Source organism: Sphingomonas corticis, from assembly GCF_012035195.1.
Classification (GTDB): domain Bacteria; phylum Pseudomonadota; class Alphaproteobacteria; order Sphingomonadales; family Sphingomonadaceae; genus Sphingomonas; species Sphingomonas corticis.
Window position 1 is genome coordinate 1 of the sequence record NZ_JAAVJH010000004.1, and the last position, 15,124, is coordinate 15,124.

The 15,124-nt window shown below is 72.1% G+C and carries 12 protein-coding genes; 5 read left to right on the top strand and 7 right to left on the bottom strand.

Annotated elements, in window-relative coordinates; genetic code table 11:
* The 4 genes from HBH26_RS07240 to HBH26_RS07255 form a co-directional block, all read right to left on the bottom strand.
* Positions 1-2,281 (bottom strand): AAA family ATPase (locus HBH26_RS07240; protein WP_168133967.1); only part of this gene is annotated, 2,281 nt, incomplete at its 3' end.
* A gap of 25 nt (positions 2,282-2,306) precedes the next feature.
* On the bottom strand, positions 2,307-3,041 hold the full coding sequence (locus HBH26_RS07245; protein WP_209308418.1) for a DsbA family protein: 735 nt from the start codon (positions 3,039-3,041) through the stop codon (positions 2,307-2,309).
* A gap of 4 nt (positions 3,042-3,045) precedes the next feature.
* The gene (locus HBH26_RS07250) at positions 3,046-3,714 is read right to left on the bottom strand and encodes a thioredoxin domain-containing protein (protein ID WP_168133969.1); all 669 of its coding nucleotides are present in this window, start codon (positions 3,712-3,714) and stop codon (positions 3,046-3,048) included.
* Positions 3,711-4,247 (bottom strand): DUF721 domain-containing protein, encoded by a 537-nt coding sequence (locus HBH26_RS07255; RefSeq protein WP_168133970.1) that lies wholly within the window; start codon positions 4,245-4,247, stop codon positions 3,711-3,713. Before HBH26_RS07255 ends, HBH26_RS07250 begins: the two co-directional genes overlap by 4 nt.
* A gap of 14 nt (positions 4,248-4,261) precedes the next feature.
* Here HBH26_RS07255 and HBH26_RS07260 point away from each other — a divergent pair, with 14 nt between their 5' ends.
* Genes HBH26_RS07260 through nudC form a run of 3 tightly spaced genes read left to right on the top strand, consistent with a single transcriptional unit; the run spans position 4,262 to position 7,460 of the window.
* Positions 4,262-5,290, top strand: coding sequence for an A/G-specific adenine glycosylase (locus HBH26_RS07260; RefSeq protein ID WP_168133971.1), 1,029 nt, complete (start codon positions 4,262-4,264; stop codon positions 5,288-5,290).
* Positions 5,287-6,591 (top strand): serine hydrolase domain-containing protein, encoded by a 1,305-nt coding sequence (locus HBH26_RS07265; protein ID WP_168133972.1) that lies wholly within the window; start codon positions 5,287-5,289, stop codon positions 6,589-6,591. The genes HBH26_RS07260 and HBH26_RS07265 overlap by 4 nt, the downstream gene beginning before the upstream one ends.
* Positions 6,588-7,460: an NAD(+) diphosphatase gene (gene nudC / locus HBH26_RS07270; RefSeq protein ID WP_168133973.1), complete on the top strand. Its 873-nt coding sequence runs from the start codon at positions 6,588-6,590 to the stop codon at positions 7,458-7,460. Before HBH26_RS07265 ends, nudC begins: the two co-directional genes overlap by 4 nt.
* Positions 7,461-7,515: 55 nt before the next feature.
* On the opposite strand, the gene HBH26_RS07275 is transcribed toward nudC, so the two are convergent.
* Entirely contained in the window at positions 7,516-9,624 is a 2,109-nt protein-coding gene (locus tag HBH26_RS07275; protein WP_168133974.1) for a S9 family peptidase, read from the bottom strand.
* Between the two features lie 111 nt (positions 9,625-9,735).
* The gene (locus HBH26_RS07280) at positions 9,736-10,626 is read right to left on the bottom strand and encodes a prephenate dehydratase (RefSeq protein ID WP_168133975.1); all 891 of its coding nucleotides are present in this window, start codon (positions 10,624-10,626) and stop codon (positions 9,736-9,738) included.
* A gap of 86 nt (positions 10,627-10,712) precedes the next feature.
* Between HBH26_RS07280 and HBH26_RS07285 the strand changes: the two genes are divergently transcribed.
* Both HBH26_RS07285 and HBH26_RS07290 read left to right on the top strand, forming a co-directional pair.
* Positions 10,713-11,429: a c-type cytochrome gene (locus HBH26_RS07285; protein ID WP_168134248.1), complete on the top strand. Its 717-nt coding sequence runs from the start codon at positions 10,713-10,715 to the stop codon at positions 11,427-11,429.
* 18 nt (positions 11,430-11,447) lie between these two features.
* Positions 11,448-12,740, top strand: a complete 1,293-nt coding sequence (locus HBH26_RS07290) for an MFS transporter (RefSeq protein WP_168133976.1) — start codon at positions 11,448-11,450, stop codon at positions 12,738-12,740.
* A gap of 3 nt (positions 12,741-12,743) precedes the next feature.
* On the opposite strand, the gene HBH26_RS07295 is transcribed toward HBH26_RS07290, so the two are convergent.
* A complete protein-coding gene (locus HBH26_RS07295; protein ID WP_338057291.1) occupies positions 12,744-15,122 on the bottom strand; it encodes a hybrid sensor histidine kinase/response regulator in 2,379 nt (792 codons plus the stop codon).
* Positions 15,123-15,124 lie beyond the last annotated feature (2 nt).

The following is a 15,124-nucleotide window of genomic DNA, read 5'->3' on the forward strand; positions in this document are numbered from 1 at the left end:
CGCTCCGTTCCCGCGCGCCGGCTAGCGCGCGGTCGTGGTTGGTTCTGACGGCGCGGGCGAGCGCCACCGCGGCGCGCGCCGCCTGCGCCTCCGCCTGGAGCCGCGCGGCCTCCGCCGCTGCGGCCCGGCCGTCCGGCAGCGCGTCCAGCGCCGCGCGCGTCGCGGCGACCTCGCCCGCCGCCTCGGCCAGGTCGGCCTCGGCGCGGTCGGTGCGGCGGGCGATGTCGGCGCGCTGCGTCGCCAGTCGCTCGATCCGCGCGGCGACGCGGTCCTCGTCGCGTTGCGCGGTGCGCATGTCGGTTTCGCCCTGCGCCAGCAGCGCGCGCGCGCCCTGTGCCGCGGTACGCGCACGGGAAATCCGATCGTCGATCGCGGCGCGGCGCTGCGTGGCAACCTCCACCGCGGCCTCGGCGGCCGGGCGCTCCGCCTCCAGCGCGGCCAGCCGGTTGCGTCGTTCCAGCCGCTCCGCCGCCGCGGCGCCGCCGCCCTGCGTGGCATAGCCGTCCCACCGGCGCACCGCGCCCTCGCGCGTCACCAGCCGCTGGCCGGGCGCGAGCGGCTGGTCCGAATCGACCTCGACCAGGAAGATCTGCGCCAGCCGCCGCGCCAGTGCCGCGGGCGCGGCGACGCGGGCCGCCAGCGGAAGCGTGCCGACGGGAGCGGGCGGGTCGCCCGGCGCCGCGGCCGATCCGTGCCAGTCGGCGATCGAGGTCTCGAGCTCGTCGCCCAGCGCTGCCGCCAGCGCCCGCTCGAAGCCGGGATCGGCGCTGACCGCGTCGAGCAGCCGATCGCCCGCCTGCGCGGTGGCGCGGCGTAGCGCCGCGGCCTCGCCGTCCAGCGCCGCCAGCGCGGCGATGGCGGCGGCACGCGCGCTCTCGGCCGGGTCGCGGTCGGCGGCGGCTTCCGTCTCGCTCGCCTCCGCCCAGTCGAGTGCGGCGCGCGCCTTCGCCGCGGCGCCTCGCGCCGCCTCCTGCCGCGCCGCCGCCGCCTCGCGCTCCGCCTCCAGCGCTGCGGCGTCGTCCAGCGCGGCGAGCGCCTGCGCCGCCGCCGCCGCCTCGCGAAGCGCGCGGTCGCGGCGGGCGGCGGCGGCGGCGTGCGCGGCCTCGGCGACGCGGCGCTCAGCCGCCTCCGCGGCCTGCGCCGACAGCGCCTGCGACAGCGCGACTTCCATGTCGCGCGCGTGCCGCTCCGCCCCTGCCAGCGCCGCGTCGAGTGCGGGCACCTGCGCCGTCGCCGCGGCGATGTCGCGGTCGAGCGCGCGCGCTTCCTCGGCCAGCCGCGCGAGCGCGTCCGCGGCGTCCTGCGCCAGCGCATCCTCGCGCGCGCGATCCTCGGCCAGCCGGCGCGCGGTCGCCTCCATCTCCGTCAGCCGGCGCTGGAGGCCGTGGCGCTGCTCGCGCGTGCGGGTCAGCTGGTGGCCGGCGTCGGTCGCCGCGTCGCGGGCGGCGAGGGCGGCGGCGCGCGCGGTGGCGAGCTGCCCCGCGGCGGCGCGCTGCGCGGCCAGCGTGTCCGCCTCGGCTGCGCCGGCCGCCGCGACCGCCGCCTCCGCCGCGGCGGCCTCCGCCTTGGCCGCCTCCGCCGCCTGCGCCGCGTCGCGCCAGCGGGCGAAGATCATTCGCGCCTCCGCCACGCGGATCTGGTCGGACAGCGCGCGGTAGCGCTCGGCCTGCCGCGCCTGCCGCCGCAGCGCCGATGCGCGCTGTTCGGCGTCGGCCATCACCTCGTCCAGCCGCGCCAGATTCGCCTCCGTCGCGCGCAGCCGCGTCTCCGCCTCCTTGCGGCGGACGTGGAGGCCGGCGATCCCCGCCGCTTCCTCCAGCATCTGCCGTCGTTCGGCGGGTTTCGCCGCGATGACCGCGCCGATGCGGTTCTGCGAGACGAGTGCGGGGGAATGCGCGCCGGTGGCGGCGTCGGCGAACAGCAATTGCACGTCGCGCGCGCGCACGTCGCGGCCGTCGATGCGATAGGCGGAGCCCGCGCCGCGCTCGATCCGGCGGACGACCTCCACCTCCTGCGCCTCGGCATCCTCGGCCAGGATCGACACTTCGGCGAAATCGCGCGGGGGGCGTGTCGCGGTGCCGGCGAAGATCACGTCCTCCATGCCGGCGCCGCGCATCGACTTCGGGCTGTTCTCGCCCATTGTCCAGCGCAGCGCCTCCAGCAGGTTGGACTTGCCGCAGCCGTTGGGGCCGACGACGCCCGTCAGCCCCGCCTCGATGCGCAGGTCCGACGGGTCGACGAAGCTCTTGAACCCCGTCAGCCGGAGCCGCTTGATCCGCATCGCCCCCCGCCCGGCCGATGGGGGATCAGGCGCCGGCGTTCTTCAGCGCCTGCTCCACCTGCTGCCACGACACCGCGTCGAGCTTCTTGCCGTTCAGGAAGAAGCTGGGCGTGCCGGTGACGCCGGCCTTCGCGCCGTCGTCCATGTACTTCACCAGCGCGTCGATCGCCTTCTGGTCGGTCAGGCAGGCGCGCACCTGCGCCTCGGGCAGGCCGCGCTGCTTGGCGAAGTCGATGAAGCCCAGCTTCTCGGCCCAGGCGGTGAACTGCCGGCCGGGGGGCTGGTCCTGGATCGTCTGCTGGAACTGGCCGGCATCCTCCATCTTCGGCAGGACGGTCGGCTGCGCCGCGAACATCTCCTCCAGCATGGGGAAGAAGGGCTGGGTGCCGGCGCAGCGGCCGATCAGCGCGGGCGCGAAATCGGGTGCGCCGTGGACCAGGAACTCGCGGAACTCGTACGACACCTTGCCCGACTTCACGTAATTGTCGATCAGCGGGCGCATGCCGGCGTTGGCGAAGGCGCCGCACGTCGGGCACAGCCGCGATCCCCATTCCAGCAGCTTCAGCGGCGCGTCCGGATTGCCCATCACATAGCCGCCGCCCTCCGTCGTGCTGACGGTCTGCGACCAGTCCTGCCCGGCGGGCGCGGCCACGGCGGCGACCGAGTTGGCGGGCGCGGTCGGCGCCTCGTTCCCGCCCCCGCCGCAGCCGGCGAGCAGCACGAGGGGAAGGAGGGCGGCGGCGAGTGTCTTCACGATCATATCCTCACTTGGCGCCGGCGGCGCGGAGCATCGGCTGGAGCGCGGCCCAGTCGACATTCTCCACCAGCCGGCCGTTGATCTCGAACGCGGGCGTGCCGCGCACCTTGGACGTGGCGTTGGACACCGCCAGCGTCTTCGCGGCGAACACGTCCTTGGCGAAGCAGGCGTCGATCGCGGCGGCGTTGACCCCGGCTGCGCGGGCGATGTCGGTCAGCCCGGCGCCGTCCGCCACCGCGCGCAGCTTGGCCAGTTCGGGATAAAGCGCGAGACGGGAGGCGTTCGCCTGGTCCCAGTACATCGCACGTTGCAGCCACGCCTCCTGCTGCGCGAACAGCGCGTCGTGCACCGCGGGGAAGGCGGCGGGACCGGCACAGCGCGCGAGCGTGGCGGCGGCGAGATCGACGCGGTCGTGCACCTGGTTGCGCACCTCGATGCTGAGCGAGCCCGACCGAACCATCGCCTTCAGCGTCGCGCCGCCCTCGGAGAGGAAGTGCGCGCAATGCGGGCAGGTGTAGCTGAGGTACTCGACCAGCCGCACCTTCGCCGCGGGATTGCCGATCAGGTAGCTGCCCGACGCCACCGGCCGCGCGACCGCGGTCCACGGCCGCGCCGCGGGCTGGGAGGCGGCAGGAACGGCGAGCAGGAGCGCGAGAAGGGACAGGAGACGGATCATCGGACCTTCGGCAGGACGGGTGGCGGCGCGGGCGGGGCGGCGACGCCGGAGGCCAGCGCCTCCAGCACCGCCTTCAGTTCGGGATCGGCGATCGTCTTCAGGCTGCGGCCCAGATCCACCGGCGCGGGCGCCAGCGAGGGGGGCGCGCGACGCGGCGCGCGCGGCGTCACCTCGCCCTGGCGGATCGCCACCTTCGCCACCGCGGCATAGCCGAAGAAGCGGTTCACCCGCTCCATGATCTCCGGCGTCACGTGGCTCATCATCGCGGCGTGCGCGCCGCGCACGGTGAGCGACAGCGTGCCGCCCTCCTTCTTGCCCGCGGGAAAGCGGATCGATTCGGGTATACTGACCGCCGCCAGCCGCTCGCCGACGATCTCCGGCCAGCGCGTCACCACGGCGGACTGCACGAAACCGAAGCGCCGGAACGCCGCGCCGCCGACCGCCGGCAGGAGATCGGCGACCGCGCGCGAGCGATTCTGCCGCTCCGGCTCTTCCTTGGGGGCGCGCACGCGCTTGCTCATCGCCGCGCTCATGCCATAGCCGGGGCATGGACGCCAAGCGCCGGATCGCGCCTCTTCTGCTCGACTGGTACGATCGCCATCGCCGCGACCTGCCGTGGCGGGCGCGGCCGGGGGAAGCGCCGGACCCGTACCGCGTGTGGCTGTCCGAGGTGATGCTGCAGCAGACGACCGTCGCCACGGTCCGGCCGCGGTTCGAGGCGTGGGTGGCGCGCTGGCCCACCTTCGACGCGCTGGCCGCCGCGGACGAGGCGGACGTGATGGGGCAGTGGGCCGGGCTCGGCTATTACGCCCGCGCGCGCAACCTGTTGAAGGCCGCGCGGGTGATCGCGGCGGATCACGGCGGGCGGCTGCCCGATACGGAGGCCGTGCTGCGCGCGCTGCCCGGCTTCGGCGACTATACCGCCGCGGCGGTGGCGGCGATCGCGTTCGGCCGGCGCGCGGTGGTGGTCGACGCCAATGTGGAGCGCGTCGTGGCGCGGCTGTTCGCGACATCGGGCAAGGCCGCCATCCGCGCCGCCACCGGCGCGATCACGCCGGACGCGAGGGCCGGCGACTTCGCGCAGGCGATGATGGACCTCGGCTCGGCGATCTGCCGGCCCAGGCGCCCGCAATGCCTGCTCTGCCCGATCGCGAGCGGGTGCGAGGCGCGCGCGACCGGCGCGCCGGAGGCGTTCCCGGCGAAGAAGCCGAAGGCGGCGCGTCCGCACCGGTACGGCACGCTGTTCTGGCTGGAGCGCGGCGGCGAGGTGCTGCTGGTGAGACGGCCGGAGGAGGGTCTGCTGGGCGGAATGCGCGCGCTGCCCACCGGGCCCTGGGCAGACGCTCCGCCGGGGCTGGCGGGCGCGCCGGCGGCGGCCGACTGGCTGCTGCTGAACACACGGGTCGAGCACGGCTTCACCCATTTCACGATCGACCTTGCGCTCGCCGTCGCGCGCGATCATCACGCCGTGGACGTCGACGGGGGCGAGTGGTGGCCGGTGGCGCGGCTGGACGCGGCCGGGCTGCCCACCCTGTTCCTGAAGGCGGTCCGGATGATGAGGGAGAGAGCGGGATGAAGCGGTTGCTTGCCTTCGGTATCGCCGGCGCGCTGGTTGCGTCGCCCATGGCGGCGGGGATGGCGCAGCAGGCCGCGCCCGCTCCCCGGCCCGCGCCGGCCGCGGCCCAGCCGCTCGCCGCCACGCAGGCGCTGTTCGACGGCTATGTCGCGCAGAAGAAGATGCCGGGGATCGTCGGGGCCTTCGGCGTGGCCGACGCGCCGACCGTCTTCGTGTCCGCGGGCACGATCGCCGACGGCGGCGCGCGCGCCGATGCGAACTCGCTGTGGCGCGTCTACTCGATGACGAAGCCCGTCACCGGCATCGCCGCGATGCTGCTGGTGGAGGACGGGAAGATCGCGCTCGATGATCCGCTGTCCAAATACTTCCCCGCCTTCAAGACGATGCGCGTGCTCACGCAGCCCGACACGTCGCTCGACAGCGTGCCGGCGACGCGCGAGATCACGATCCGCCAGCTGCTGACGCACACCTCGGGCCTGGGCTACAACATCAGCGCAAAGGGGCCGCTGCTGCAGGAATACGAGCGGCTCGGCCTGCTGCCCGGGCAGGTGAACGTCGCGATGGAGGGGCCGGCCAGCCGCACGCGGCCGACTTCGCTGGCCGCCTTCGCCGAGGCGGTGGCGAAGGCGCCGCTGGTGAACCAGCCGGGCACGAAATGGCATTATTCGATCGGGCTCGACGTGATGGGCGCGGTGATCGAGAAGGCGAGCGGGATGCCGTTCGACGCCTTCGTGAAGGCGCGGATCCTCGATCCGCTGGGCATGACCTCCACCTTCTGGCAGGTGCCCGCCGCCGACGTCGGCCGGTTCGCGACCAACTACGCCATCGCGGGCGCGACGCGGGTGCCGCTCGATCCGGCCGCGACCTCGGTCTACCTGCGCAAGCCCGCCTTCCCCTACGGCGGGGCGGGCCTCGTCTCCTCCGCGCGCGACTACGACCGGTTCCTGCACATGCTGCAGAACCGCGGCGCGCTGGGGCAGGCGCGCTTGATGAGGCCGGAGACGGCGGCGCTGGCGATGTCGAACCTGCTTCCCGCGGGCGTGACGTTCAAACTGGACCAGCTGCCCGCCGCCCCGATGGGGTTCGGCGCGGGCGGCTTCGTGACGCTCACCGATTCGCCCGCGGCCGGACGCGGCACCTACGGCTGGGACGGGGCGGCGAACACCTTCGCCTTCGTCGATCCCAACCGCCGGGTGCGCGGCGTGGTGATGGTCAACTTCTTCCCGTACGGCGTCTATCCGCTGCGCGCGGAGGTCGCACAGGCGCTGGCCGCCGACGCGGCGCGGCTGCACGGGAAGTGACGGCGCCGGGCTTCACCGGCGGGCTGCTCGACCGCGCCGACCGGCTGCGCCACGACGAGGAGGCGCTGGCCGCGGCGATGGGCAATTGGCAGTCGCGACTGCTCCGGCTGCACGAGTTCGAGCCGGAAGTGACCGACGACGGCCGCCTCGGCTGGACGATGCTGACCGAGGCGCCCGACGAGGCCGAGTTCGTCCTGCTGGGCCTCGACGAGGGCAAGGCGCGGTTCGCCGCCTTCGTTCCCGGTGCCGCCGCACCGCCCGCGTTCCGGTCGCCCAACCTGTTCCGCGTGCTGGACCAGCTGCGCCCCGGCGAGGCCGCGACCTTCGCCACCGCGCGCGCGCTGCTCGACTGGCACGCGCGGCACGGCTTCTGCGCCAACTGCGGCACCGCCACGGCGATGTTCCGCGCCGGCTGGGGGCGCCGCTGCCCGTCGTGCCGAGCCGAGCATTTCCCGCGCGTCGACCCCGTCGTCATCATGATCGCCGAGCACGACGGGCGCGCGCTGCTCGGGCGCCAGCCGTCGTGGCCGGCGGGGCGCTATTCCGCGCTGGCGGGCTTCGTCGAGCCGGGGGAATCGATCGAGGAGGCGGTGGCGCGCGAGATCGGCGAGGAGGCGGGCGTGGCGGTCACGGACGTGCGCTACGTCGCTAGCCAGCCCTGGCCCTTCCCCTCGCAGCTGATGGTCGCCTGCGTCGCGACCGCCACGCACGACGCGATCACGCTGGACGAGCACGAGTTGGAGGACGCGATCTGGGTAACGCGCGACGATGTCCGCGCGGTGCTGGCCGGCGGCGACGGCCCGTTCATCGCGCCGCCGCCCTACGCCATCGCGCACACGCTGCTGACGTGGTGGGCGGAGCGACACTGAATCTTCTTCAGTGCTCGCGCCTGCGCGGGAGCACGGGTATGGAGGCGGCCGGAGCCTATTCCGCCACTTTCAACTGCTGCAGCATGAACGCCTGCCATTCCGCATTCTGGCGGTAGCGCTCGTACCGGCCCGACTTGCCGCCATGCCCGGCCTCCATGTTGACGCGGAAGACGAGCGGATTCTTGTCCGTCTTCATCTCGCGCAGGCGGGCGACCCACTTGGCCGGCTCGAAGTATTGCACCTGGCTGTCGAACAGCCCGGTGCCGACGTACATCGCCGGATAGCGCTTCGCCGCGACGTTGTCGTAGGGCGAGTAGCTGAGCATATAGTCGTAATAGGCCTTTTGTGCCGGGTTGCCCCATTCGTCATATTCGTTGGTGGTCAGCGGGATCGACGCGTCGAGCATGGTGGTGACCACATCGACGAACGGCACCTGCGCGACGATCAGCGCGTAATCCTGCGGCGCCATGTTCGCGACGCCGCCCATCAGCAGCCCGCCGGCGCTGCCGCCCATCGCCGCCACCCGGCCAGGCGCGGCGTACTTCTGCGCGACGAGATAACGGGTTACATCGACGAAATCGGTGAAGCTGTTCTTCTTCTTCAGCAGGTGGCCGTCGTCATACCATTGCCGGCCCATTTCCTGCCCGCCGCGGATGTGCGCGATGGCGTACACCATTCCGCGGTCCAGCAGCGGCAGCAGCCCCGCCTGGAACTGCGGGTCGCTGGAGACGCCGTAACTGCCATAGGCATATTGGAACAGCGGTGCGGTGCCGTCGCGCGCCACGTCCTTGCGATGGACCAGCGACACCGGCACCTTTGTCCCGTCGCGCGCGGTCGCCCACACCCGCTCGGTGACGTAATCCGCCTTGGTGTAGCCGGGCACCGGCGCGACCTTCAGCGTGCGGTGCTGGCCGGTCTGCGCGTTCACCTCGAACGTAGTGGTCGGCGTCACCAGCGAGGAATAGGTGTAGCGCACCCAGGGCGTGTTCGCTTCCTCGTTGGTCGACAGCGCCATGGTGAAGGCGGGCTCCTCGCCCGTCACCGGCACCCACTTGCCCTTGTCGGTCAGCAGGCGGATACGCTTGTTGCCGCCGCTGCGCTGCTCCACCGCGGTGAAGCCGGCGAAGGGCTGGAAGTTCTCGATGAAGGTCGTCGCGCTCGCCGGCACCAGGTCGCGCCACGCCGCGGGGCCGCGCGCCGCCTGCGCATCGGCGACGGTGACCAGCTTGTAGTTCGTCGCGCCGCCGCGGTTGGTGCGGATGATCCAGCGCCCGCCCATGTGGTCGGCATTGTAGCGGAACTCGCGCGCGCGAGGCGCCACGACGGCGAAGCGGGTGGGCTGGAGCGCAGGGGCGCAGCGCTGCTCGTCGCTGACGGTGCTCTGCGCGACGACGCAGACGTAGCGGCGGTCGCTGGTGCGCGCGACGCCGAGATAGAAGCTGTCGTCCTTCTCCTCGTAGACCAGCCGGTCGGCGGCGGCAGGGGTGCCGAGCACGTGCGCCTTCACCCGCTTCGACAGCAGCGTCACCGGGTCCTTTTCGACGTACAGGACCGTGCGGTTGTCGCCCGCCCAGACGATGTCGCCCTCCACGTTCCCGACCCGGTCGGCGAGGAGGCGGCCGGTGGAAAGGTCCTTCACCTTCAGCACGAACTGGCGCCGGCCGACCAGATCCTCGGTCCAGGCGACCAGGCGGTTGTCCGGGCTGACCGACCAATCGCCGATGGCGAAGAAATTGTGACCGTTCGCCATCCTCGGCTGGTCGAAGATCACCTGCTCGGGCGCGGTCTGCGTGCCCTTGCGGCGCACCACCACGGGGTAATCGGCGCCGGTCGCGAACCTGGTCTGGTACCAATAGCCGTTGTCGCGGTACGGAACGGTGCTGTCGTCCTGTTTCAGATGGCCCAGCGCCTCGTCGTACAGGCGCTTTTCCAGCGGCTGCAGCGGCTTCAGCACGGCGTCGGCATAGGCGTTCTCCGCCTTCAGATAGGCCAGCATGTCCGCGTTCTTACGCGTGTCGTCGCGCAGCCAGTAATAGGCGTCCTCGCGCGCGCCGTTGGGGCTGGTCACCTGGAACGGCCGCTTGGGCGCACGAGGCGCCTCCTGTGCGATGGCGGTGGTGGCCAGCAGCGCGACGAGGAACGTTCCAACCAGCTTCTTCATCATTTCCCCCTCCGTTCGTGGTGAGGAGGGGCTGAGCTCCGTCGACGCCCCGTCTCGAACCACCTGCCCTTCGGGACGCCGCTGCGCGGCCCCCGGGGGCGAACGGCCGCGAGCTTAGCCGCGTTTGCGCGCCTGGCGATAGGTGCCGAGCACGCGCACCCACTTCGAGTGGAAGCCCAGCTCCTCCAGCGCGCGGTCCAGCCCCGCGTCGCCGGGCTTCCCCTCCACGTCGGCGAAGAACTCGGTCGCGGCGAAGCTGCCGTTGCGCTGGTAGCTTTCCAGCTTGGTCATGTTGACGCCGTTGGTCGCGAAGCCGCCCATCGCCTTGTAGAGCGCGGCGGGCACGTTCCTCACCTCGAACGTCAGCGTCGTCATCCACGGGCCGTCGCCCGCCGCCGGCTTTCCGCCACGCGCCAGCACGACAAAGCGTGTCGTGTTGTGGTCCGCGTCGGCGATGTCGGTAGCCAGCAGGTGCAGGCCGTAGATCGCGGCGGCGCCCGGGGGGGCCAGCGCCGCGATCGCCGGGTCGCGCAGCTCCGCCACCATCGCCGCGGCGCCCGCGGTGTCGGGGTAGGCGACGGGGGCGATGCCGTGCGCCTTCAGCCAGTGGCGGCACTGGCCCAGCGCCTGCGGATGGCTCATCGCCCGGCGAACGGCCTCGCGCGGGCCGGTGGCCATCAGCGCGTGGCGGATGGCGAGGAAATGCTCGCCGGTGATGACGAGCCCCGATTCGGGCAACAGGAAATGGATGTCGGCGACGCGGCCGTGGAGCGAGTTCTCGATCGGGATAATCGCGCAATCGGCGCGGCCGTCCTTCACCGCGTCGATCGCGTCCTCGAAGCTGAAGCACGGGAGCGCCAGCGCGTCGGGAAACGCCTCGGTCACCGCGACGTGGCTGTTGGCGCCGGGCGCGCCCTGGAAGGCGACAGCGCGGGCGGGATCGGCGGCGGCGGCAGCGACCATGCGGTCGACGATCGGGCGGGCGGGGGCGGCGAAGTTCTCCATCGGCGCGCCCGCGGTTAGGCGAGTGCTTGCGGAGCCGGAAGCGCTTTTCTATGGACCATGCGACAAATCAGGGGCGGTTGCGCGACATGGACGATCGGAACAACACGATTGCTGGCTGGGTGCTGGCCGGCTGCGGTGCCGCGCTGGGGCTGTCGATCGTGGGCGGGATGCTCTTCCACGGCGAGGCGCCGGAGAAGCCGGGCTACGCGATCGAGGCGGCGGAGGAGGCCGGTGGCGGCGAGGCGGCGGCGGTGCCGATCGCGGCGCTGCTGCCCACCGCGGACGCGGCGAAGGGCGCCGAGGTGTTCAAGAAGTGCGCCGCCTGTCACACGATCAACCAGGGCGGGGCCAACGGCGTCGGCCCGAACCTGTACGGCACCATGGGCGAGGCGATCGCACAGGGGAAGGGCGGCTTCGCCTTCTCCGACGCGCTGAAGGCGGTGGGCGGCACCTGGACCTGGGACGCGATGAACGCCTGGCTGACCAGCCCGCGCAAGTTCGCCAACGGCACGAAGATGACCTTCGCCGGCCTCTCCAACCCGCAGGACCGCGCCAACGTGATCCTGTACCTGAACCAGCAGGGATCGAACCTGCCGCTGCCGCCGCCCCCCGCCGCCGGCGCGGCGCCCGGTGCGGACGCGGGCGGCAACGTGGCGGAGGCGACCGCCAACGTCGCCAGCGGATCGGATGCCAACACCGGCGACATCGGCAACCTGGGCACCCCCGCCAGCGGCGCGCCCTCGGTCGATCCCGCGGCGAAGGACGACAAGGCACTGGCCGTCACCCCGCCCGCCAAGCCGTAACCGACGGAAGGGGGCGGCATGGACGACGGCGCCCGCCATGCCACGCGTGAGCGGCTGAAGGCGATCGTCGGCGGATCGACGGGCAATCTGGTCGAATGGTACGACTGGTACGCCTACGCCGCCTTCACGCTCTATTTCGCGCCGCATTTCTTCCCCTCCGACGATCCGACCGCCCGACTGCTGGGCGCGGCGGCGGTGTTCGCCGTGGGGTTCTTCATGCGCCCGCTCGGCGCGTGGATCATGGGCGTCTATGCCGACCGCAAGGGGCGCAAGAGCGGGCTCGCGCTCTCCGTCACGCTGATGTGCGCGGGATCGCTGCTGATCGCCATCGCACCGACCTACGAGAGCGTGGGGCTGCTCGCGCCTGCGCTTCTCGTCCTCGCGCGGCTGATGCAGGGGCTGTCGGTCGGCGGCGAATACGGCGCCAGCGCGACCTATCTGTCGGAAATGGCCGGCCGGAACCGGCGCGGCTTCTTCTCCTCCTTCCAGTACGTCACGCTGATCGGCGGGCAGCTCGTCGCGATCGGCGTGCTGCTGGCGCTCCAGGCGTCGATGAGCGAGGCGGCGCTGGAGGCGTGGGGATGGCGCATCCCCTTCGCGATCGGCGCCGCGCTGGCGATCGTCGTCTTCTTTATCCGCCGGGGCCTGGCCGAGACGAAGAGCTTCGAGAACGCGCGGGCCGCCGACGCGCCGAAATCGGGCGCGCTGGCGCTGTTCCGCCACCACCCGCGCGAGGCGGCGGTGGTGATGCTGCTGACCGCGGGGGGCACGCTCGCCTTCTACGCCTACTCGATCTACATGCAGAAATTCCTGGTCAACACCGCCGGCTTCGGGCGCGAGGTGGCGTCGCGGATCAACGGCGCGACGCTGTTCGTCTTCATGCTGCTCCAGCCGATCGCGGGTGCGCTCAGCGATCGGATCGGCAGGAAGCCGCTGCTGATCGGCTTCGGCGTGCTGGGCGTCCTCTTCACCTATCCGCTGTTCGCCACGCTGGAGACGACGCGCGATCCGGTGACGGCGTTCCTGCTCGTGATGGGCGGGCTGGTGATCGTCACCGGCTACACGTCGATCAACGCGGTGGTGAAGGCGGAGCTGTTCCCGGCGCACATCCGGGCGCTGGGAGTCGCGCTGCCCTATGCGCTGGCCAACACGCTATTCGGCGGGACAGCGGAATATGTGGCGCTCAGCTTCAAGAAGGCGGGGTGGGAGCGCGGCTTCTACTGGTACGTGACGGCGATGATCGCCGTGTCGCTGGTCGTCTACCTGCGCATGCGCGACACCCGCGCCGACAGCCGCATCGTGGAGGATTGAGCCTCAGCCCGTCGCCGCGGGGTCGGCCAGCATCGCGCGGATGCGCGTCGCCAGCGCCTCCATCGCGAAGGGCTTGGTAATCATCTCCATGCCCGGTTCGAGGAAGCCGGAGGCCATGGCCGCATTCTCCGCATATCCCGTCATGAACAGGACGCGCAGCGCCGGGCGCAGTTCGCGCGCGGCGTCGGCGAGTTGCCGGCCGTTGAGGCCGGGCAGGCCGATGTCGGTGATGAGCAGGTCGATCCGCCGCGTCGATCGCAGCATCTCGAGCCCCGCCGGCCCGTCCGACGCCTCGATCGCGGAATAGCCCAGCTCGTGCAGCTCTTCGAGGATCAACCCGCGCACGACCGCCTCGTCCTCGACCACCAGCACCACCTCGCCTTCCTCGGCGAGGTGCGCCGGGCCGATCTGCGGCAGCGGCTCCTCCTCGTCCGCGGCGCCGCGGTGGCGCGGCAGGTACAGCTTCACCGTCGTGCCCTGGCCCGGCTCGCTGTAGATCTTCGCATAGCCCTCGGACTGCTGCGCGAAGCCGTAGATCATCGACAGGCCCAGTCCCGTCCCCTGGCCAATCGGCTTGGTGGTGAAGAACGGCTCGAACGCCTTGGCGATGGTGTCCGCGTCCATGCCGATGCCGGTGTCGCTGACGGCGATGCAGATATACTGGCCCGGCTTGATTCCCCGCTGCCGCGCGACATAGGCACGGTCGAGGTGCGCGTTGCACGTCTCGATCGTCAGCTTGCCGCCGTCCGGCATCGCGTCGCGCGCGTTGATGGCGAGGTTGAGGATCGCGCTTTCCAGCTGGTTGGGATCGCAGCGCGTGATCCACAACCCGCCCGCCAGCACCAGCTCCAGCTCGATCCGCTCGCCGATGGAGCGGCGGATCAGGTCCTCCATCGACGCGACCAGCGCGTTGCCGCGCACCGGCCGGGGATCGAGCGGCTGGCGGCGCGAGAAGGCGAGCAGGCGGTGCGTGAGCGCCGCGGCGCGGCTCGCCGCAGTGGAGGCGCCGGTGATGAAGCGGTCGAGATCGTCGACCCGCCCCTGCGCCACGCGCCGCTGGACGATCTCCAGGCTGCCGGTGATACCTTGCAGCAGGTTGTTGAAATCGTGCGCGATGCCGCCGGTCAGCTGGCCGACCGCCTCCATCTTCTGCGACTGGCGCAGCGCCGCCTCGGTCTCCGCCAGCGCGTCCGCGGCCTCGATCTCCGCGGTCACGTCGCGGCCGAAGCCGTAGAAGGTGTCGCTCTCCGGCACTGTCGTCCATTGCACGACGACGTGGTGGCCGTCCCGGGCGACCAGCGTGGTGCGATAGTCGAGCAGGGGCCGGCCGGAGCGCAGCGTGGCGACGCGGCCGCTCCACTGCTGCTCGTCGTCCAGCATGAAGTCGGTGGTGCGGCGGCCCAGCGTCTCCTCGCGCGTCCAGCCCAGCCGGCGCGTCCACGACGGGTTGATGTCGGTGATGTGGCCGCTGGTGTCCGTCACCACCTTCAGGACCGGCGACAGGTTCCAGATGCGGTCGCGGTCGCGCGCGATCCGCCGCTCCTCCGTGATGTCGCGGCCGACGGCGTGGACCCGCCCCGCCTCCGGCACCGCCGTCCAGGCGAGCAGGCGATAGTCGCCCGCGCGGGTGCGATAGCGGTTCTCGAACGCCAGGGTCGTCTCGCCCTGGTCGAGCCGGTCGAGCTCCGCGGCGGTGGCGGCGAGGTCGTCGGGGTGGAGGAACTCGATGAGGTTGCGGCCGACCATCTCGCTCTCGGCCCACCCCAGCATCCGCGTGGCGGACGGGTTCACCGCGGTGATCGTCCCCTCCGTCGTGCACACCAGCAGGAGATCGCGCGAAATGGTCCACAGCCGGTTGCGGTCGTCCTGCAGCCGGCGGCTGGCGAGCACCTTCTGCGTCGTCTCGATCACCACGGCGACCACGCCCAGCGGCGTGCCCCTTTCGTCGAAGGCGGGGGAATATTCGAGATCGGTCCACAGCACGCGCGGCGTGCCGTCGCGCACCAGCGTCAACTCCTGGTCCTGGTAGGACAGGGTGCCGCCCTCGCGGTACACCTTCTGCATGACGTTGGCGTTGAAGTCGGCGACCTCGTGCCAGCCCTCCAGCACGTTGGTGCCCAGGATCGACGGGTGCCGCCCGCCCGCGAAGGCGCGATAGGCGTCGTTGTAGATCATCACGCCGCTGTCCCCCCACAGCGTGACGATCGGCACGGGGGAGCGCAGGACGAAGGCCAGCATCGTCTTCATCGCGACCGGCCAGCCCTCGATGGGGCCGATCGCGGTGCGTGCCCAGTCGTGACGCGCGATCAGGTCGCCCAGCTCGCCGCCGCCCAGGAGAAAGGACGATCGGCCGGCGTCGCCCCTTCGCTCCAACTCAGTCACTG

Coding starts and splice junctions, on each gene's coding strand:
- HBH26_RS07260 (WP_168133971.1), top strand. CDS start 4,262: ATGGACGCCAAGCGCCGGATCGCGCCTCTTCTGCTCGACTGGTACGAT.
- HBH26_RS07280 (WP_168133975.1), bottom strand. CDS start 10,626: ATGGAGAACTTCGCCGCCCCCGCCCGCCCGATCGTCGACCGCATGGTC.
- HBH26_RS07290 (WP_168133976.1), top strand. CDS start 11,448: ATGGACGACGGCGCCCGCCATGCCACGCGTGAGCGGCTGAAGGCGATC.
- HBH26_RS07275 (WP_168133974.1), bottom strand. CDS start 9,624: ATGATGAAGAAGCTGGTTGGAACGTTCCTCGTCGCGCTGCTGGCCACC.
- HBH26_RS07250 (WP_168133969.1), bottom strand. CDS start 3,714: ATGATCCGTCTCCTGTCCCTTCTCGCGCTCCTGCTCGCCGTTCCTGCC.
- HBH26_RS07245 (WP_209308418.1), bottom strand. CDS start 3,041: ATGATCGTGAAGACACTCGCCGCCGCCCTCCTTCCCCTCGTGCTGCTC.
- HBH26_RS07255 (WP_168133970.1), bottom strand. CDS start 4,247: ATGAGCGCGGCGATGAGCAAGCGCGTGCGCGCCCCCAAGGAAGAGCCG.
- HBH26_RS07265 (WP_168133972.1), top strand. CDS start 5,287: ATGAAGCGGTTGCTTGCCTTCGGTATCGCCGGCGCGCTGGTTGCGTCG.
- HBH26_RS07285 (WP_168134248.1), top strand. CDS start 10,713: ATGGACGATCGGAACAACACGATTGCTGGCTGGGTGCTGGCCGGCTGC.